Here is a 15,997-nt window from a genome sequence, read left to right on the forward strand (position 1 = left end):
TTTATTTATTTTAAAAAGTCTCCGTACCAATGTCCAGAGGATTTGACGATGCGCTGTTGATTGTTGAAATCAACATAAACTAGTCCAAATCTTGGACGGTATCCTTCAGCCCATTCGAAGTTGTCCATGAATGTCCATACAAAATACCCTTTGACATTTATTCCTTCTTGTTTTGCACGGTAAACCTCCTGTAAAGCTTGTTGTAAATAGCTTAATCTTTTGGGGTCATGCACTAAACCATTTTCAATTTGATCAGGAAATGCTGCACCATTTTCGGTAACAATTAAAGTGGGTATATTAGGATAGGCACTAAATTTCTTGAGCATATAATAAATGGAGGATGGGTAAACTTCCCAGTTCATTTCGGTCATCTCAACTTTGCGGTCTTTCGCCGATACTATTTTCGCTTGAAGATAAGGAACGAACATGGCGTATCGTATAATTTCCCGTGTATAATTTTGCACGCCAATAAAGTCCATATCAAATTTCAGATCTCGCTCATCATTCGCGTGCATATACTTTTCAATTCTACCCAGTATCTTAATCTCTTGCGTTGGATAGCCCATTCCTAGTAGTGGTTCTATAAATAGGCGGTTGAGTAATACATCTGCTTTCTTTGCCGCAATAATGTCTCTGTCTTTCGACGTAAAGGGCTCAACATGGGAGCAAGAAAAAGTCGTTCCTACCTCGCTATTAGGCTGTAAAGACTTAATAATTCGGCCACCTTGAGCTTGTGCTAATGCAGCATGATGGGCCGCAGCCAAAAAATTGCCCAAACCTTTTCTCTCTGGTGCATGTACACCGAAGAAATAACCTGCAGCAGTAAATACTGTAGGTTCGTTGAGAACCATCCAATGCTTGACCCGGTCCCCGTAGGTTTGCACACATTTGGAAACAAATTCTCCAAACCAATCTTTCACATCACGGTTTACCCAGCCACCTTTCTTTTCCAATGCATGTGGAAGATCCCAATGATATAAGGTAGGCCAAGGCGTTATCCCTAACTCAAGGGATAAATCGATCAAACGATCATAAAAATCCAATCCAGATTGATTTACCGCACCAATGCCAGCTGGAAATATACGACTCCATGATAAAGAGAATCTGTAATTAGGAATATGCATTCCCTGCATCAAATACAGATCCTGGACATAGCGATTGTAAAAATCACAGGCCTCATTACCATGTTGATTTTGAAATATACGGTTTCTTTTTTTGACGAATATATCCCAGATAGAAGGGCCTTTTCCATGCAAATCATGTGCTCCTTCAATCTGGTAGGCAGCTGTAGAAACTCCCCAAATAAAATCTTTGCCAAAGGCATCTTTGGTTAATAGCATTTACAAAAATAAAAATATCGGACCTCAATGCCGTTTTTAAAAACAATTAAGTTTTGTGGAATCTTAATGGTGAATAGAATGAACTGAATCGACCTAAAAAGATTCTAAATATAATCCGCTGGAAAAAATAGTTTATCGTTTTCATAATAGATACATTAACTCCGTTGACTACATTAACTATCGCATTATAAAGTAACAAAACTTATATGAACTGGATATGAACTATATGTTAAATATACGAAAAAATAGTTTCGACGATCACCGGTAGCTAATTCGTTCGCGTAAAGGCTAACGCTACCCCTCGAGCGTTATTTTTTCATTCAACCATTGAATCGAGTACGCTGGTTGATTGGTGACAGAATCGGTATGGCATCTATTTGATTTCAAATTCTGTAAATATTGTTCTTTTAAATTCTAAAACTTCGGGAGCAATTTTAAAACCTTCACCGCCATAGCCCTTATTAAATGTTTCTAAAGCCATCCCTGTTCTGTACTGCGTTGATTCGTTGGATGCGCTTCCATCATTGGACAGAAATAGCAGTTTTCCGATTTTAACATCAGCCCTAGATGCAAGTTTTTTTGCCGATTTTAAAGCATCATCATATGCAATAAGATCTGCTTCTCTTAAAATACTGTCTGCTTTGGAGTGGTCAAATGAGATGGAACCAATTCCACTAATTTTTGTTTCTAACAATTTTCCCGTTAATTCTGTGAATTTCGATAAATCATGTAAAACAAAATCGATTGTTTGCTGTGCTTGATAACCTATAAATTTATTGGTATTACCAATGTATTGATAGTCTTTATTTGCGGATACGCTACTGGTTTTGATATCTTCTTTTTGATGCCCATATTTTTGGAGCAACGCTATTACCGTGTCGACTGTTGCTTGTGTTTCTCGTACCGCGTCTACCATTCTGGGTTTTGTGAAAGTCGTATTAATGGTCAGGGTGACCTGGTCGGGCATGATCCTAATCTTTCCTTCACCACTTACACGAATTCTGTTTTCACTTTCCTTTGATACCGAACCACAAGACGATATTAAAATTATGCTGCTCAAGCATATAAAAAACATTGAGGTTGACTGCTTTTTCATACTATATGATGTTCAAAGTGATATTTTAATTAGTAAGTTTCACCCTAAATATAATAAATATATCCGGGGGTAGAGGCAGCGACTAAAACAATGTTAGCTAAAATAACGGGGTGTAAATTCAAAAAGCAGGCTATAGCCTGCTTTTTGTTCTTGAAATAATACTATTTTTTAATTAATACTTTTTGAGTAAATCTTAAGCTGTTTTTGCAATGACTTTCGTGCCATGTGTATACGTGTTTTCACTGTTCCTTCCGGTATTTGCAAATGCTCTGCAATTTCATAATATTTAAATCCTTCCAAAAACATAGCAAAGGCGTCATAATAGTCTTTCGATAAATTATTGAGCGCATGCTGTATATCAGAAGCAACAAAATTATCTTCTCCGCGGTTGGTTGTTATTTCATTGCGATAACCAGTGCTGATGTATTCACTTCTGTAATTCTCTAACCTTTTGTTACGTGTATATTGATTGATATACGTGTTTTTCATAATGATATAGAGCCAAGACATCAATTTCGGATGTTTCAGGAATTTTTCGATAGATGCCAGTGACCTCACCATGGTCTCTTGAACCAAATCTTCTCGTTCATCCGGATCGTTCGTAAATTGCGCTGCCAAATATTTTAACGTAGGCCTTTTTTCCTTAAACAGTTGATCGATTGTTGTATTTTCCATATTATCAAATTTTAAGTGTCTATCTTTTCTACATTCTCTGCAATTAAGATGCTAGAAAAAACAATTTGGAAGGATGGATTGAGGCAAGTGTTATCAAGCGAGTAGATTTATTTATTATTCTAAATAGTTGTTGTACAGTGTTTTGTATAGGTTATTCACTAAGTATATTGGTGCTTTATTTGAACTTTTTTACTTTAACAACAAGTGTTTTCCTGTCTAAATTCCCCCATTTATCTTTTTCTTGCACGTATTTATACGTAGTACTTTAAAGGATACATCTTTTATCTAAATAGGTGTTAATTTTTAAAACTGTTCGTGCCTTGAAGTGGTTATTAGTTACAACATGAAATGGAAAACAATATGGGGGACGTGAACAAAAAACTATATTTTGACCTATCAGATGGACCGAAAGGCCAATCTGAAGGCCTAAAAGATCAGGCGGAGTTAAAGGAGGTATGGGACGGTAGCCAAGAAGATTTTTATAAATCGATTATTAGGAATCAACAGGATGATATCGGAAAAATAGGACGGTATTTTCGCGATGAACTGGCTCAGGAGCTTTACGGAATGCGTATATCGCTTCAGAATTTCACTAATCGTTATGGCGATTTTGAAGAATTACGTTGCCTACGTGATTCATTGACTACCTTAGTTATAGAAATCCGCAATAAAGCGGGATTGCTTTACAATCCCATATTAAATGACCTGGGAATTTTTCACGCCGTTGATGAAGCCGTTGCCAGTTACAAAAAACGATCTGGTTTTATAATTGATACGTTGCTTGACCCTCATTTGCGAGAATTACATCATCAGACGCAAATTCATCTATTTAAATTTCTGACTGCAATGTTTCAATATTTAAATGATGAAATGGCCTCGCAGTCGATCTCAATTTCAGTGCAGGTGATCGAATTTGAAATTCTTGTCAAAGTATCACCTTTTTTTCAACAAGGAGAAGCCTTGTCAGTATCAAAGCCCGAAAACAGACCAATGCGCTTGATGAAGATTGCAGAACTCTACAATGCGCAGATTATGAATGATACGCTTGTGGCAGGTATTTTACTAAAATTGACTATTTAAAAAGATAATAATGATAAAAATCCTATTGGTTGAAGACCACATGGTTGTACGTAACGGAATAAAATTACTATTAGAATCTCAAGAAGGATTTGAAGTCGTTGGCGAAGCGTCGAATGGCAAAGAGGCGCTCGACTTCCTAAGTGCAAATTCTGTTCCTGATATCGTCTTAACGGATATCAGTATGGATGAAATGGACGGCATGGAATTGCTTCAGGTCCTAAACAAACAGTATTCATCTATTAAAGTGGTTATACTATCCATGCTGAATCAGATTAATTATGTCATTGAGGCGTTTGAATCTGGTCTCGCTGGCTATTTGGTCAAAAATGTTGGCTATCACGAATTGCTTTTTGGGTTGAATCATATTGCTAACGGCGGACGGTACATGAGCGAGGAGATCGCCATGATACTTTTAGATCAAGTCCGTTCTGGTCAAAGCTATGCGCAGATCCCAGGAGAATTGCAAACGGATTTTGATATCTCAGAGCGTGAATTGGAAGTGTTAAAATTGATTGCGGAAGGCTACACGAATGTCGAAATTGCAGATAAGATTTTTTTAAGTAAGCGTACTGTTGAGGGCCATCGTCAGAACCTCATAGACAAAGCGGGAGTAAAAAACACGGCACATCTGGTTAAGTTTGCTTTTGAAAGAGGAATTTTGAATTAGCGAAAATTTTCCTGACAAATGATCAGGGAAATTTTGATACGTATAGGTAGTGTCAGTATGCTGGTGTATATATCTTAATGTTTTCGGATAGAACAAGTCCGGAAATTAAATTGGTTTGTGGGAATTGAAAAGGAATGCATTTCGATAATTTTATCAGGAGATTTTTAATTTGATACAAATTGATATTCAATTGATACAATTTACCTCCAGTCTTAGCAAATATTTATTCAATTTTAGGCTTTCACCTATATGATGTATTATAATCAATGAACAAAATATATTTGCTGCCTATTGCTCTCTTGCTGTTTTTTGTCCAAAGTACATTTGCGCAAACTACAAACAAAGATCAGATTGAAAATGTGCACACGCCAACAAATGGCATTTTTCAAGCGGATCCGACCATATTCTATCACAAAGGAAATTATTACCTCTATGGTACGAATGGTGATCAGCATGAACAGCAGGGCTTTAAAGTATACCAGTCCAAGGATTTAGATTCCTGGGTAAGTCCGGAGGGAGTTAATTCAGGTTTTGCGGCTGTAAAGGGCGATATCTTTGGATCAAAAGGGTTTTGGGCACCGCAAGTATGGTTTGAGAATGGTAAGTTTTATATGGCTTACACAGCCGATGAGCATATTGCAATCGCAGTCGGTGATGCTCCAACGGGTCCTTTTAAGCAAACAGCTAAAGTGCCAATTGCTACCGGACAAAAGCAAATTGATCCGTTTGTATTCCGCGATAAAGATGGAAAAAAATACCTATTTCATGTAAGGTTAAAGGAAGGGAATAGAATTTTTGTGGCGGAGCTGAAGTCAGATTATTCCGGAATAAAGGAAGAAACGCTGAAAGAATGTCTCCATGCAGAACTTCCCTGGGAAAATACGGCAAATGCCGAGTGGACAGTAAGTGAAGGTCCCACCGTCATTCGAGGGGGAAAATATTATTATATGTTCTATTCGGCAAATGATTTTCGGAATAAGGACTACGCTGTGGGGGTTGCTATCGCTGAAAATATTTATGGACCCTGGAAAAAACTGGAAGGTCAACCTGCATTAAGCCGTAAAAATAGCGGGTTTGCCGGAACTGGACATGGCGACATTTTCAAAAAAGGAAAGCAATGGTATTACGTCTGTCATACACATTTTTCAGATGAAAAAGTTGCACCTCGGCGGACAGCCATAGTACCGATTCAATTTGTGGCAAATAGCAGCGGTGTCTTGGTTCCCCAATTCGACACTGCAAAGTTTCGATTTTTAAGCACAGATCAACGATCGAGGCAACCTAGAAAATCCTATCAAACAGATGTAGCCTTTGGTGATCCTTTTATTGTATTCGATCCACCTTCGGATCAATACTATTTATATGGAACCGGCGGGACTGAAAATGGATTTATAGCCTATAGTTCCAAAGATCTAAAGACATGGAAAAAGGAGGGAAAAGTATACGATGCCAAACAGCCGAATGGTTGGGGGGAAAAGGATTTCTGGGCTCCTGAAGTCTATCGTGTGAATAACAAATATTACATGTATTATAGTGCTCATTGGAAAGAAAATCCAAAAAAACACCTAGAAAACTATCGTATAGGAGTTGCAGTGGCGGATAGTCCATTGGGGCCATTTAAAGATCTGACCGGGAAACCTATTTTTGATCCTGGATATCCCATCATTGACGCGAATGTTTTTAGAGATACAGACCATAGAAATTATCTGTTCTATTCACGCTGCTGCTACGAACATCCTGTGGAATCAGAAATTGCAACTTGGGCGGAGAAGAAACTTGGCTATAAAAATATTGAAGAAAGCTGGGTTTACGGAGTCGAATTGGATAGCAGTATGACGAAGGTGATTGGGAATCCGGTTCTTTTAATGCGCCCCCCAGTTATGATGAACGACGCACAATCAGAATGGGAAAGTAGATCAGTTACTTCAGGTGAGGTCAATAGACGATGGACAGAAGGTTCTTTTTTGGTCAAAGAAAACGGATTATACTACATGATGTATTCGGCCAATTATTTTGCAGGAGCCAATTATGCTGTTGGCTACGCAACAGCAACTGCTCCTTTGGGAAGCTATCAAAAATCGGCATCTAATCCGATCATTGAAAAGAATACCAATAGAGGTGGAGTGGTTTCGGGTACTGGGCATAATAGTTTATTTCAGGACAAGGAGGGAAAAATCCGCTGTGTATATCATGGCCGCACCCTAAAAACGGGAGATCAGCGTATCGTTTTTATTAGCGATGTTTTTTTTGATGAAAAAGGACAGTTGAATATCTTTACAGATTGACCTAGGGTCAATCTGTCTTTTTGGATATGGTCCGATTTTCTACATTTTCGTCCCAGTTAGCGGTAGACTTCTTTCCAGGGCTTATACTGCTTCTTGGCTGCGGATTTTTATGTGTGTAGTTGATATTCTCCTCTTCTTCAGGATCGGTTTCATCTATATCTGGTTCAGGATGTTCGATGGGATCAGTGTCATTTGGATCGGGAATAGTACGTTCCCCGAACAATCCTTTACGATACCAGATGTTACTAAAATAATAGGCAATAATTAAACCTCGTTTTACTACTGCATGTTGCAATATCTCTTCCATTTTCAATTTTTTTTTAAGTGATAAGATCCTTTTTATTGGATGATATACTCTCCTTAAATGAACAACGTTAGATGGAAAATAGTTTGAAAGAGTTCAGGATTTGAAACAAAGATCAATCGAGTAACATTTGCTCAGGAAATGGCTTAACAATAGGGAAGTAGAGATGGACAACGGTGCCTATACCAACCTCTGATTCAATTTCTATACTTCCTCCCAATCGTTCCATTATCCGTTTCACCAGCGAAAGCCCAATGCCCGTACCAGGTATTGAACCCACATTGTCGGCTCTGGTAAACATTTCGTAAATATGAGGCAGGTGGTCACTTGGTATGCCAATACCGTTATCCTTGATCTGATAATGGGTATAATCGTCTTCCTCGGAACTATCTATTGTCACTAAAGGCCTGTCTGCCTGTGCAGAATATTTTATTGCGTTAACAATTAAATTTGAAAAAATTTGATACGCGGCACTTTTTTCGCCCCAAATTGGTAATAGGGTACCAAAAGTGGGTTGGCAATTATTGACGTTATATAAAATGCTGTTTTCTTGAAATATGCGCTGAATTGTATAGGCCATAGGAAGTGGTTCCTTGTCTAAAACGCTGGAACGGTGCTGGCTCAACTGGACCATATTGTTGATAATATCTTCAATGTTTGTAACGCTTCTGCTGAAATTCTGGTACCACTTATTGATTTTTGTAAAATCAATATTGTCGGAGTGCTGCTGTAGAAACTGTATGCCCATTTTTAGGATGGACAAAGGATTTTTTAAATCATGAGAGAGGGTATGTGTAAACATTTCCAACTCATTGTTCAAAATCAGCAGCTCTTCATTTAGCAACTGACGTTCCTTTAGTTTTGCAAAAATGGATTCCTTGATAATCTGATTCAGACGAAGGACAAAATTGATTTCAGCATCATTCCAAGGTTTGGCAACGTCATAGCGCATATCTTCCCATATTTTGAGCTGCTTGTTTTCATGCGGCTCATTTTTCAGCTCCATCTGCATCACCTGATTGCGGTTTTCCTTTCTAAACCAAACCAGGTAATAATCGTTTTCCAAGCCAACCTTTAGATACATGAGACCCGCAAAATCAAGTTTATCGTTAAAGTTATCCTGATGATTCAGCCGAAAGTTATAATCTTTGAAGAGGGCTTTATCGGTATGTTTTTGCAGGAATTGAATGATTTCATAAAATTGTGCTTTCTGCGGAGAATGACCATAGTTAAAGACATCGCCCTGATTAAATATGGCCAATCCATCTGCATTGACCAGCTGGGTAAGGATATCCATATGCTGTATCAAAGCACAATTCACCATTTTATTTTCAGAAAGGCTCCTTTTTAACTCTTCTTCAGCGAGTTTAAGAAGCTCCGTTCTTTCCAACAGATTTTGTTTGACATGGCTCTCATACTTGCTGGTGGCTGCCTGGATGGCAAACGTACATAGTTTTCGCTGCTGCAGATCGACCACCCGCTCTTCATCATTCTGTGCGACCACAAGACCCCAAAAGTCATCATCGATACAGATTCTAAAAAACAAGGCGCTTTGTACATTTATCTTTTTTAAAAAAAGCCGATGAAGTTCAGGTAAAGGTGATAATAAGCTCGAGACCGGATCAATTCCTTCGTCAGTATAGTAGAATTCTTGTCCATCAATATTAATATTGGGAGCATATCGATATGAATAGCTCCGATAGTACGACAAGACTTCTTCAGGCATGAAATCTTTCGAGAATTCCATTCCTTTGAAATGGGCTTGTCCATCTGCTGTATGTTCCGCAATCACGGAACTATATCCCGTTTCCTGAACCTGCAAAACGAAAACCCGATCGTAATTCAGTAATTTGTTGATGGCGGAACAAACACGGTCCCAATTATTCGGTTGAATAGTATCTAGCAAAAAATTAAGCTCATTTATTTTTTTTGCGGCAATGTATTTTTTGTGTTGTTGTTCCCACTCGATATAGAAGTATTCATCGTGTCTTCGCAATTTTACGTAAACACGTTCTTTTCTCATTTTAATGGGTAAAATATGGCGCGACTGCCTGTTTTCAAGTAGATCAGTTACTGCATTTTTGATTTTGGATAACGCTTCACCGAATGTATTGCTAAAGCTATCAAAGAAATGAGTTCCTAATAAGTTCTCTTTGGCGTCGTGATCATTTACGACAGATTCGGTTACCCCAACGACATTAAAATGTCGATCTAAGATGACCAGACTGCCAAAAGATTGAAGCGTAATGATGGTTTGATTGTTAGATTGAAATGTATGATTCATAATACCCCAAAACTTCTTATGATATACATAAATATACAAAAAAAATTACGACAACATAGATCGAATCTTTGATAACAGAACGTTATAAATTTATAAAATTGCCTTATTGGGTTCTTTTTACTTTGAAATTAAAGTCCGGCCAATTTCCGTTCGGCAGAAGGAACTAATGCTGAACATTAAACTCTTTGGCGATTGCATGGGCCATCCCTTTAAGAAGTGATTTCCATTGTGGGTAAGATGCCCCCATTTTAGCTGCTAGACCAATGAAATAATTCCTGACATTATCACTCATATTCTCATTGTCGACATTGATGATCTCGTTTCTTCCGGCGTACTGGAACAAAATACTATTCCTCCGTTGTTCGATCAGAAAGGTTGAAGATGAAATCCCTTCAAAAAAATGAGCTGTATTTTTATCCCCAGGATGGCTTGGATCGGGGCAAGGTTTTAATGTTATCGCAAAAACACTATAATCGTCCGTTTTGTCTGAAATGAGGCTGACAACATTCACCCAATCATAACCATCACTACTTGGAAGTCCCGGTCCTGGAATATTGAGTCGGATATAATCATGTAATTCGAGTAAATTATCAATTGGAGTACCATAACCCGCCGTTAATTGAAACACAGTGGCAGGTATCTGAGCGAGTTCATACCAATGGTTGACCTTTCTAAGATTGTTTATAGCCGAAACATAGGCTAAATTGGCAATAGCTTTACTTGGAAACTCGAGGGATTCAAAGCAATCCAGGTGCTTGCCTTCTTTCTGTTCCGGTATGATATTCTTCATCTTATTTCACTTCTTATGCTTAAAATATTTAATTTCTTGCTCGTGTTTTTTTGCCTCCTCAAGGGTATCAAATGTACCCAGATTCCGACGTCGGTTCGTTTCTTTATCAGGATGCTTGGCATATATTCGATATTGACCTGATTTTAGTTTACGTATCATGGCACAGGGTGTTTTGTTTAACCTAGGCTTGCTTTAAGTTTTGCAAGCAAATCATCCGCTTTTGTATGCTCTACCTTCATTTTTCGTATGGTAGGACGTTTACCTTTATCTTTTTGTTTGATTATTTTGAGGAGCTCGTTCATATATTCGTTTTTATAGCTACTGATATCGAAGGATGTGCTGTGTTGCTCGATCAGCTGTGTAGCCATATCCATTTCTGCTTTTTGAATTTTAATTGCAGTAGGTAACTTAAGCTCATCAAGTGCTCTGATTTCCTGTTGATAACGTATTTTATTCAAAACCAATGCATTCTGATAGGGCTTTATAAGGGTTAGGTGTTCTACATTTCGCATGACGAACGACCCTAAGCCCGCCATTTTAGTTTTTTCTAATGCTTTGAGCAATAACTGATAGGCTTTTTCTCCACCTTTCTGTGGCTCCAGATAGTAGGGCGTTTCAAAATATATACTGTCTACATCCATCAGTTTGACAAAAGCATGGAGATTGATAAGTTTAGTCTTTTCCGGACTTGCGTCTTCAAAATCCGCATCTTCCAGCACGACATAATGGTCTTTCATGAAATACCCTTTAACAATATTATCCCATTTTACCTCTTTGCCGGTTTGTTCATTTACCCGCTTGAATTTAATATTGGATAGATCATTTCGATCAAGCATATCTAGATCTAAGGCAGCACTCTCTGTTGCACTATATATTTTAATTGGGATATTGACCAAACCAAAACCAATAGCCCCCGTCCAAATTGCTCGCATAAGTAATCTATTAATTGCTAATAAGATAACCTTGGTAATGCTCAAATGGTTTGAAATTTAATAAAATGCCAACCAAACTATTTCTTTTCAGAAATAGTTATACAAACATTCAATAAGCTTCTATTACAATGGATTTAAAGTCAAATGAACCTTTCTGGTTAATAAAAAACGGTCTTCTAAACAGTTATCCTTCCTTGCAAGATGATCGTAGCTGTGATGTTCTTGTCGTTGGAGGCGGCATTACAGGGGCCCTGATCGCACATCAATGCATAAACGATGGAAAGAAATGTATTCTTATCGACAAGCGTGAAATTGTGAATGGGAGTTCGGCGGCAACAACCTCTATGTTGCAATATGAAATTGATGTGCCTTTGTATAGATTAAAGGAATTAATTGGTGAAGAGGCTGCAGTAGCGAGCTACAGAGCCTGTGGTGAAGCAATTGTCAAATTGGGGAAAATCGCAAAGAAAATCCGGTCCAAAGCTGGTTTTCGAACAAAAAAGTCACTCTACTACGCGGCAAGGAAAAAAGATATCTCCTGGTTGAAGCAAGAGTTTGAAGCCCGACAAGCGGCGGGTTTTGATGTTAAATGGTTAACGGAACAAGATATCAGGGATCGTTATGCTATACATGGCGCTTATGCTGGAATTCTCTCGGCTTTAGGGGCAAGCATAGACGCCTTTTGCTTTACACATGAACTGCTGGCATACAACGTTAGAAAGGGATTATTGATTTTCGACAAAACAGCCTTAGACTCTGTATTATATAAGTCGGGGCATAATCTTGTAACCACTTCGACAGGAGCTAAAATCAAAGCGAAGAAAATTATTTATTGTACAGGATACGAAACGACAAACCTTATTCCTGAAAAATTTGTCGATCTATTGAGTACATTCGCAATCGTGTCAGAAGTCGATAAAGACAATTATGATCGGTATCGCGATCTGCTCATTTGGAATACTACTGAACCCTATCTGTATATGCGTACCACAGATGATCATAGGTTTCTGATTGGGGGAGAAGATGAAGAATTTAAAGACCCCATTAAGCGAGATAGTCTCATTTCAGCGAAATCACTTAAATTGGAAAAGTCATTTAACAAAATTTTTACCGATAGGGTCTTTCACGCAGATTTTGCCTGGGCTGGTACTTTTGGAACAACCAAAGATGGATTGCCCTATATCGGAAAACATGAAAAGTTTAAAAACTCATACTTTGTGTGTGGTTTCGGTGGAAATGGTATCACATTTTCTGTTGCCGCCATGGATATGGCAGCATGCTGGATGAATAACCTAAGCCATCCATTGGACGAATGGTTTAGGTTTGGACGTTAAACAATTGCCTTATCGGTGTGTTTAAGCAGAAAACGGTATAATTTATCCTCTAATTTCGCAAGCGGCAATTTACTTTTTATACTGGGGAATCTTCCCTCCATAAATAAACGTTGTATGGCAGGATGGATATAATAATTCTGTGAAACAGTCTTTGTATTGCCGAGCTGCTCAGCAACATGTTTAATGACCTTGTTTAACTGTCTTTTTCGGGCATTAAGTGCCTCCGCCTGTTTTGTTTGGGCGAGCTGGTAAAAAGCTTCTCGACTGGCTCCCCAAATACGAATGCTTTTACAGCTGATCTGACCCGTAGAATTCTTCCGGAGATACTGATTAAAGGCGGCACCGCAGAACGTGCTTTCGCAGGTAGCACTATCAATCTGAAATATCCTTTTTCCCTTCATTTTTAAAAGTTCTTCCAGAAGCTTAGCTTGTTGCTTATTGGCCCATGACTTTTGCTGAAAAACACCCTTTTTACCTTTATAAGCCAAAGATATCGTGTTGTTTTCGATGGTGACGTGCCTTTTTTCCAGTGTACTTAGGCCATATGACTTATTGGTCAGTGTATAGCGCTTATTACCGATACGAATTAATGTGCTGTCCATAATTTTAAAAGCAATTGCACACAATTTGTCCATATCCCAAACCTGATGTTTGAGATGTTTAGTGCTGATCTTTCTTAATTCTTGCAAATATTTACCCATAAAAAGAATATTGCTGAACTTTGCCGCTTGCCGTTGGTCAACGAATTTCGTATGGTAGATATATTGTTTACGCTCTTTTTGATCGAATCCAAAAGCTTGCAGATCACTGGTCTTACTTTTGGCAATCCATACATCCTTCCAGTTGGGTGGAATAACCAGTTTCGTAATTCTTTCTAAGATCTTTTTATCATATACTTCTGTTCCTGATGTATCGAAATATTTAAAAGACCTGCCTATTTTCTTTCTTGTATAACCGGCTTTTACTTTCATATAATAATCTCCAAAGTCAACGTATGCTTAAACCCAAAAATGTTATTTAAATTTCTTATGTGGATGCTTGAGACCATATCAGTTGCCATTTGTTAATCAGCAATTCGATCATGGTTGATCTGTATAAGATCGTTGATCATTCTATGGTCATTTATAAGGTTGGTTTCCATTATATCATGCTGATGAGTGAATTTTTAATCTTTCTTGTAAGAACGGATGAGAGGTCTCTCCGGTTTTCGAAAAAGATAAGATGCGTATAATTCACATATAAAAGGTATTTTCAACAGAATGGGGGATGGACTATCAGATAATTAAAAAGAAAGAGGTAAAAAAAGGCTGCTTTTTTTACAAAAGCAGCCCGCTATAGCTATAATCGTAAATTTTAATCTATTTTGTTTTATTTACAGAAGAAGATTTTTTACCTTTTTCGGTGTCTACTTTAGTTCGATTTTTGTCTAATGTGTTCGGAACTTCCGCTTGTACAATGGTCTTACCATTTCCCTTTCCAATAGGACCGCCACAGATAATCAGCGTAATGACCATATTGTGCTGATTTGTTATTTTAACTTCTGATTTCATATATTTATTATTTAGCGAATTGTCAGTTATCAGGTTAAGTTACTCTAGGTAGATAACCTCAAAAGCTACATTTTGTTTTATTTTAATCTGTAAATTTTAAGCTGTTTTTGAAGCTTTTTTCGCGTCATGTGTATCCTGGTTTTGATTGTTCCTTCGGGCATGCCAAAATAGGTGGCGATCTCATGGTATTTGTATCCCTCGAGGAACAATTGAAACACTTGGTAATTTTCTTCCGACAAACTGCACATCGCTTTTTGAATATCATCAGCGATAAACTTGTTGTCACTTTTATTGGATTCTACAGTGTTAGTGCTTTCTAGACCGATGTATGTTTCATGGATGTCGTTTGTACGTTTGGCTTTACGATATTGATTAATGTAAACATTTTTCATAATAACGTAGAGCCACGACATTAATTTTGGATGACGGATAAAATCATCGATCGATTTCAATGCACGAATAAGCGTCTCTTGAATTAAATCCTCTTTTTCATCAGGATCATTGGTGAATTTCCCCGCAAAATGTTTCAAAAGACTTCTTTTTTCCTCGACTAAAATATTCAAATTGGAATTGCTCATAGTATCGTTTGTTAAATTGATTGATGTTTATTTGATACATGGAGGTGCAATTAAAGTGCTACATTTACGTTTTCATGTTCATCTAAAACTTGTTTAAACAGGCATACGGGAAAAATACGTACACCTGCGGATTGATCATTTTGTAGCCTAAACGCTACAAGAATACACAATTGAAAGCGTCCCGATAAAAATGGGCAACAGATTTGGGACTGGTCAATTGGGTATTTGTTCCATTAAAAAATGTCTTTATTACGGGTATCCTTCTGTATTTAGTGGAGTATGGGAACTGTCTATTTTTTTAAGCAGAAGTTTAAATGATTGTTTTTTATCAGTTTTTATTAAACTAATAAGTTCTGAATGTGGTTCTTAAGAAAAAGGTTGATCACAAAAACAAAATAGAATATGAAAAAGAGCAAGAAATTCACGGTAGTTTTGGGAACGTTATTATTTTGCAGCACACTATTCTTTGCGTGCCAAAATCCAAATAAAAATCCAGCAGAGGGAAGTGGTCAGGCGGACAATATCGCTCCGAGCGCTGCCGATGAAACAAGGTACAATTTAAGCGAGCAACAAAAAATGAGCATGCAGAAGGATACCAGTTTGGCAGACACGCTTAGGAAGGATAGTATCAATGCTATACAATCTAAACCTTAAAGGAGCACTTAGAAAAGGTCACTCGTACCTCTTCGTTATATCCACAAAAAAAACTCCCTTAGTTGTGGGAGTTTTTTTTGTCCTTTTCTTTTTGTTCTGAATCAGTATCATAAATATCTTCTTCTGAATGATCTGGTTTCTCTTTATGTTGATCCTCTTCTGTATTAATCTTTTCTTTAGTGGTACGGTCGCGTTGTTCTTCTTCACTTGGATCAGGGCCAGCCATACTTTTTGGAGAATTTAGTTTGAGGTTGACCACATCCCGATCCGAAACCTTGGATGGCCCATAAATTGGCTTAAGATCGTAGCTATCCGGTTCGTTTTTCACTGGGGCTATTTCGTACAAGAATGGGGAGCTTTCTCGGGAATAATCTGAAATAGTATCGCCAAATTGAATTGCTGTATTCATAGTCTTTTTAATAGGAACA

17 protein-coding genes are annotated in these 15,997 nt (G+C 37.8%); 5 read left to right on the forward strand and 12 right to left on the reverse strand.

The window, feature by feature from the left end; genetic code table 11:
* Nucleotides 1-5: 5 nt before the first annotated feature.
* The 3 genes from GVK91_RS01730 to GVK91_RS01740 form a co-directional block, all read right to left on the reverse strand.
* Nucleotides 6-1,340, reverse strand: coding sequence for a GH1 family beta-glucosidase (locus tag GVK91_RS01730; RefSeq protein WP_159726617.1), 1,335 nt, complete (start codon nt 1,338-1,340; stop codon nt 6-8).
* Between the two features lie 373 nt (nt 1,341-1,713).
* Complete coding sequence (locus GVK91_RS01735) at nt 1,714-2,436, reverse strand: SIMPL domain-containing protein (protein ID WP_159726619.1); 723 nt, start codon at nt 2,434-2,436, stop codon at nt 1,714-1,716.
* A gap of 168 nt (nt 2,437-2,604) precedes the next feature.
* On the reverse strand, nt 2,605-3,111 hold the full coding sequence (locus tag GVK91_RS01740) for an RNA polymerase sigma factor (RefSeq protein WP_075992714.1): 507 nt from the start codon (nt 3,109-3,111) through the stop codon (nt 2,605-2,607).
* 369 nt (nt 3,112-3,480) lie between these two features.
* Here GVK91_RS01740 and GVK91_RS01745 point away from each other — a divergent pair, with 369 nt between their 5' ends.
* From GVK91_RS01745 to GVK91_RS27335, 3 genes are all read left to right on the forward strand, one after another.
* The gene (locus GVK91_RS01745) at nt 3,481-4,191 is read left to right on the forward strand and encodes a hypothetical protein (RefSeq protein WP_153848535.1); all 711 of its coding nucleotides are present in this window, start codon (nt 3,481-3,483) and stop codon (nt 4,189-4,191) included.
* Nucleotides 4,192-4,201: 10 nt separating this feature from the next.
* The gene (locus GVK91_RS01750) at nt 4,202-4,858 is read left to right on the forward strand and encodes a response regulator transcription factor (protein WP_120334324.1); all 657 of its coding nucleotides are present in this window, start codon (nt 4,202-4,204) and stop codon (nt 4,856-4,858) included.
* A 266-nt stretch (nt 4,859-5,124) separates the two neighbouring features.
* Entirely contained in the window at nt 5,125-7,143 is a 2,019-nt protein-coding gene (locus tag GVK91_RS27335; protein WP_200845517.1) for a glycoside hydrolase family 43 protein, read from the forward strand.
* Nucleotides 7,144-7,150: 7 nt separating this feature from the next.
* Here the strand turns inward: GVK91_RS27335 and GVK91_RS01765 are convergent, their stop codons facing one another.
* The 5 genes from GVK91_RS01765 to GVK91_RS01780 form a co-directional block, all read right to left on the reverse strand.
* A complete protein-coding gene (locus GVK91_RS01765) occupies nt 7,151-7,450 on the reverse strand; it encodes a hypothetical protein (RefSeq protein ID WP_153848534.1) in 300 nt (99 codons plus the stop codon).
* A 112-nt stretch (nt 7,451-7,562) separates the two neighbouring features.
* Nucleotides 7,563-9,731, reverse strand: coding sequence for an ATP-binding protein (locus GVK91_RS01770; protein ID WP_153848533.1), 2,169 nt, complete (start codon nt 9,729-9,731; stop codon nt 7,563-7,565).
* Nucleotides 9,732-9,894: 163 nt separating this feature from the next.
* Nucleotides 9,895-10,521, reverse strand: a complete 627-nt coding sequence (locus GVK91_RS01775; RefSeq protein ID WP_159726621.1) for a hypothetical protein — start codon at nt 10,519-10,521, stop codon at nt 9,895-9,897.
* A gap of 6 nt (nt 10,522-10,527) precedes the next feature.
* Complete coding sequence (locus GVK91_RS27340) at nt 10,528-10,680, reverse strand: hypothetical protein (RefSeq protein WP_182331993.1); 153 nt, start codon at nt 10,678-10,680, stop codon at nt 10,528-10,530.
* A gap of 17 nt (nt 10,681-10,697) precedes the next feature.
* Entirely contained in the window at nt 10,698-11,453 is a 756-nt protein-coding gene (locus GVK91_RS01780; RefSeq protein ID WP_153848531.1) for a Ku protein, read from the reverse strand.
* A gap of 128 nt (nt 11,454-11,581) precedes the next feature.
* Between GVK91_RS01780 and GVK91_RS01785 the strand changes: the two genes are divergently transcribed.
* Nucleotides 11,582-12,787 carry an FAD-binding oxidoreductase gene (locus GVK91_RS01785; RefSeq protein ID WP_153848530.1) on the forward strand — a complete coding sequence of 402 codons (1,206 nt, stop codon included), beginning with the start codon at nt 11,582-11,584 and terminating at the stop codon, nt 12,785-12,787.
* On the opposite strand, the gene GVK91_RS01790 is transcribed toward GVK91_RS01785, so the two are convergent.
* The 3 genes from GVK91_RS01790 to GVK91_RS01800 form a co-directional block, all read right to left on the reverse strand.
* On the reverse strand, nt 12,784-13,758 hold the full coding sequence (locus GVK91_RS01790; protein ID WP_159726623.1) for a DNA topoisomerase IB: 975 nt from the start codon (nt 13,756-13,758) through the stop codon (nt 12,784-12,786). The two genes, GVK91_RS01785 and GVK91_RS01790, sit on opposite strands and share 4 nt — an antisense overlap.
* Before the next feature lie 387 nt (nt 13,759-14,145).
* Nucleotides 14,146-14,337, reverse strand: a complete 192-nt coding sequence (locus GVK91_RS01795; RefSeq protein WP_153848528.1) for a hypothetical protein — start codon at nt 14,335-14,337, stop codon at nt 14,146-14,148.
* Between the two features lie 77 nt (nt 14,338-14,414).
* The gene (locus tag GVK91_RS01800) at nt 14,415-14,915 is read right to left on the reverse strand and encodes an RNA polymerase sigma factor (protein WP_153848527.1); all 501 of its coding nucleotides are present in this window, start codon (nt 14,913-14,915) and stop codon (nt 14,415-14,417) included.
* Between the two features lie 402 nt (nt 14,916-15,317).
* On the opposite strand from GVK91_RS01800, the gene GVK91_RS01805 reads away from it, so the two are divergent.
* Nucleotides 15,318-15,569, forward strand: a complete 252-nt coding sequence (locus tag GVK91_RS01805) for a hypothetical protein (protein ID WP_153848526.1) — start codon at nt 15,318-15,320, stop codon at nt 15,567-15,569.
* A 58-nt stretch (nt 15,570-15,627) separates the two neighbouring features.
* Here the strand turns inward: GVK91_RS01805 and GVK91_RS01810 are convergent, their stop codons facing one another.
* Complete coding sequence (locus tag GVK91_RS01810) at nt 15,628-15,978, reverse strand: hypothetical protein (RefSeq protein ID WP_159726625.1); 351 nt, start codon at nt 15,976-15,978, stop codon at nt 15,628-15,630.
* Nucleotides 15,979-15,997 lie beyond the last annotated feature (19 nt).

This window comes from Sphingobacterium sp. 18053, from assembly GCF_902706145.1.
Taxonomy (GTDB): Bacteria; Bacteroidota; Bacteroidia; order Sphingobacteriales; family Sphingobacteriaceae; genus Sphingobacterium; species Sphingobacterium paramultivorum.

Coding starts and splice junctions, on each gene's coding strand:
- GVK91_RS01730 (WP_159726617.1), bottom strand. CDS start 1,340: ATGCTATTAACCAAAGATGCCTTTGGCAAAGATTTTATTTGGGGAGTT.
- GVK91_RS01735 (WP_159726619.1), bottom strand. CDS start 2,436: ATGAAAAAGCAGTCAACCTCAATGTTTTTTATATGCTTGAGCAGCATA.
- GVK91_RS01740 (WP_075992714.1), bottom strand. CDS start 3,111: ATGGAAAATACAACAATCGATCAACTGTTTAAGGAAAAAAGGCCTACG.
- GVK91_RS01750 (WP_120334324.1), top strand. CDS start 4,202: ATGATAAAAATCCTATTGGTTGAAGACCACATGGTTGTACGTAACGGA.
- GVK91_RS27335 (WP_200845517.1), top strand. CDS start 5,125: ATGAACAAAATATATTTGCTGCCTATTGCTCTCTTGCTGTTTTTTGTC.
- GVK91_RS01765 (WP_153848534.1), bottom strand. CDS start 7,450: ATGGAAGAGATATTGCAACATGCAGTAGTAAAACGAGGTTTAATTATT.
- GVK91_RS01770 (WP_153848533.1), bottom strand. CDS start 9,731: ATGAATCATACATTTCAATCTAACAATCAAACCATCATTACGCTTCAA.
- GVK91_RS01775 (WP_159726621.1), bottom strand. CDS start 10,521: ATGAAGAATATCATACCGGAACAGAAAGAAGGCAAGCACCTGGATTGC.
- GVK91_RS27340 (WP_182331993.1), bottom strand. CDS start 10,680: ATGATACGTAAACTAAAATCAGGTCAATATCGAATATATGCCAAGCAT.
- GVK91_RS01780 (WP_153848531.1), bottom strand. CDS start 11,453: ATGCGAGCAATTTGGACGGGGGCTATTGGTTTTGGTTTGGTCAATATC.
- GVK91_RS01785 (WP_153848530.1), top strand. CDS start 11,582: ATGGATTTAAAGTCAAATGAACCTTTCTGGTTAATAAAAAACGGTCTT.
- GVK91_RS01790 (WP_159726623.1), bottom strand. CDS start 13,758: ATGAAAGTAAAAGCCGGTTATACAAGAAAGAAAATAGGCAGGTCTTTT.
- GVK91_RS01795 (WP_153848528.1), bottom strand. CDS start 14,337: ATGAAATCAGAAGTTAAAATAACAAATCAGCACAATATGGTCATTACG.
- GVK91_RS01800 (WP_153848527.1), bottom strand. CDS start 14,915: ATGAGCAATTCCAATTTGAATATTTTAGTCGAGGAAAAAAGAAGTCTT.
- GVK91_RS01805 (WP_153848526.1), top strand. CDS start 15,318: ATGAAAAAGAGCAAGAAATTCACGGTAGTTTTGGGAACGTTATTATTT.
- GVK91_RS01810 (WP_159726625.1), bottom strand. CDS start 15,978: ATGAATACAGCAATTCAATTTGGCGATACTATTTCAGATTATTCCCGA.